Here is a 2,317-nt window from a genome sequence, read left to right as displayed (position 1 = left end):
CAAGCGCCGAACACGGCGAATGACCGAGCGGATCAGCTCGCGCTGTCCGCGGCATGGGCGGACGGGTTGTCCTTGCGAAAACCATTGGTGCCCGGCTTGCTCCTCTGATGGGCTGACGTCCCGCCGTGAGTCTGCTGTGTGACGGAGGTAGTGGCTGTGACGGAATATGACGTGCTTGCCGAGGTGTACGAATGGCTCATCTCGGATGCAAAGTTGCCTCCCGCCGAGTTCGCTGCGTCGTTCGATGACGTCCTCAGTCTCCTGCCGTCGAACGCTCACGTCCTCGACTGTTCGTGCGGAACCGGACAGTTGGCGGTTGGCCTCGCCGGTCGTGGCATGCAGGTTGTCGCAACTGACGCCAGCGAAGCGATGGTTCGCCGGACTGCAGAGCTGTCTGAGGAGTTCGGGGCCTCCGTCCGGGCCGTGCGGGCGAACTGGGAAGAGTTGCCCGATCATTTCGAGGACGACACGTTCGACATGGTGTTCTGCGTCGGCAACTCGCTTCACCATGCCGCGGGCGCGACAGGCAGGGGTGCTGCTCTGGAGTCGATGTCACGGCTTCTGCGCCCTGGCGGGCGCTTGGTACTCACATCCCGCACCTGGGAACTCGTGAGGGCCAGAGGTTCCCGGCTGGACATCAGGGACCGACTCGTCCGACGAAACGGTCGCGATGCCGTCGTGGTCTACCGCTGGGAGATTGCGCCGCATTGGGAGGATGAGCACCACATCGAGATTGCGATCGCCCAAGTTGATGCGACTGGGCTGGTTCTTGTCCGCTCGGAACCGCTGTCCTGCTGGCCCTACCGGTACGAGGAACTCGAAGTCGAGCTGCACCGGGTCGGACTCCGGACGGAAGTGAGCACGTTCGATCTTGAGGCCGAGAACTACATGGTGGTCGCGAGCAAGGTATAGACACCGGGCTCTCAGTCCCTGGCAGGACCGCGCGGTTGCTCGCAGGACGCTTGCGCCCTCTCATCGGTGCGGGTTCAGGCGGTCAACGCTACGCCTCGGACGAGGAGTCATGCTGCGTGCATTACGGCGAGCGGACACGGCGGCCCGCGTAGCGCGCCCAGGGTTCTGCAGCCTTCTCGGCATGCAGGAACGTGACTTGGTGGCTGTACCCGAGGGCATCGGCAACCAGCGACGGAGGGCATTCGAGGACGAGTTCGCCAATGAGATCGTTTCATCGTGAACTCGCAGGTCGTGGTACTGGTGTGAGTCCGTGATGCGGTCCTCGTGCTGGCAGGCGGAGTGATTGCCGTCGGGTGAACGTCTGCGTGGTGGCGTGATGCACGTTCATGCGGACCTTGGTCAGAATGCGCCAGGTCTTCAGGTTCGCGAAGCCGTGCTCGACGGCGGCGCGTTCGCGGCTGACCAGCCGGTTCGCCTCCTTCTCGGCGTCGGTGAGGCGGTGGGAGCGGGTCGCCTTGCGGCCGGTGATGGTGACCGGAGCATCGTCGGGGTCGTCGTCGAGGCCGACGAAGCCGAGGTCGGCCAGGGCGCCGAGGCCGGCCTCGCGTAGATGCCTGGTGATGTGGTCGTGGCGGGCGGCGGTGATCTCGCTGGCCCGGCCGGGGCGTGCGGAAGAGAGATCCAGATCAGGTTTCCCTTCTCGTCGGTCAGCGCGAGGAAGAGCAGGCCATGGGCCTTGTGTTTCCCGCTGTAGTTCTTGCGGTTGTCCGTCCCGGTGCGGCGGCGGGTGCGCACGAGGGTGCCGTCCAGCAGGACCACCGCACCGCCCCGACGGGCGATCTTCTTCAGGGCACGGTCCAGACGCGGGGCCCGGGCAGCGAGCAGGCCGAGGACTTCCAGGACCCAGCGGCGCACGGTGGAGGCGGAGACGTCGTTGCCACCGGCCATGTCGAGAAGCCGCTGGTCGTGACGGAGCACGGCGAGCACGATGATCGCCTGGTCCCCGGGGTGACCTTGCGCCAGCGGGTGCCGAGCTGTTTGCGCCGCCCGCGTATCAGGCCGGCGACGAGTTCGACGGTCCGCTTCGACACGGGGAGCCGAACCTGGTAGACAGCATCGCGAGTGCCCTCGACGGGGCGGTGAGTCTTCACGCGCGAACCAACTCCCGCCGGGGGCCCTCGCGTTACGGCGGGAACCGGCCGGTCCGCTGCCTCCCTCGCCGGTCAGCGCGGCAGGTAGCGCCCCGATCCGGTCCGCTTCAGTCAGCCCCGGTCGGCGAGTTTGCGCAGCTGACCGCGGACCGGCCCGACCTTGCCCGGTGTGAGTTCCCGGCCCAGTGCCATCGCGACGTCCTTGGCCATCACCGGACCGTCGGCCCCGGCCACGATCTCCATGATCCGCTGAT

The 2,317-nt window shown here is 66.7% G+C and carries 3 protein-coding genes; 2 read left to right on the top strand and 1 reads right to left on the bottom strand.

Translation table 11 applies throughout. The annotated features are described in order from the left end of the window. Positions 1 to 156: 156 nt before the first annotated feature. Entirely contained in the window at positions 157 to 912 is a 756-nt protein-coding gene (locus ACZ6TU_RS38915) for a class I SAM-dependent methyltransferase (RefSeq protein ID WP_467682374.1), read from the top strand. A 271-nt stretch (positions 913 to 1,183) separates the two neighbouring features. Here the strand turns inward: ACZ6TU_RS38915 and ACZ6TU_RS38910 are convergent, their stop codons facing one another. Beyond that, positions 1,184 to 1,558: a transposase family protein gene (locus ACZ6TU_RS38910; RefSeq protein WP_467682372.1), complete on the bottom strand. Its 375-nt coding sequence runs from the start codon at positions 1,556 to 1,558 to the stop codon at positions 1,184 to 1,186. 83 nt (positions 1,559 to 1,641) lie between these two features. On the opposite strand from ACZ6TU_RS38910, the gene ACZ6TU_RS38905 reads away from it, so the two are divergent. Beyond that, on the top strand, positions 1,642 to 2,022 hold the full coding sequence (locus ACZ6TU_RS38905; protein ID WP_467682370.1) for a hypothetical protein: 381 nt from the start codon (positions 1,642 to 1,644) through the stop codon (positions 2,020 to 2,022). Positions 2,023 to 2,317 lie beyond the last annotated feature (295 nt).

The sequence above is a fragment of the Streptomyces sp. NPDC052064 genome, from assembly GCF_055585925.1.
This window is presented reverse-complemented; position numbering and strand designations above follow the sequence as displayed.

What these genes read in the sequence shown, in the direction of transcription:
- ACZ6TU_RS38905 (WP_467682370.1), top strand. Translation starts at nt 1,642, where the DNA reads ATGGGCCTTGTGTTTCCCGCTGTAGTTCTTGCGGTTGTCCGTCCCGGT.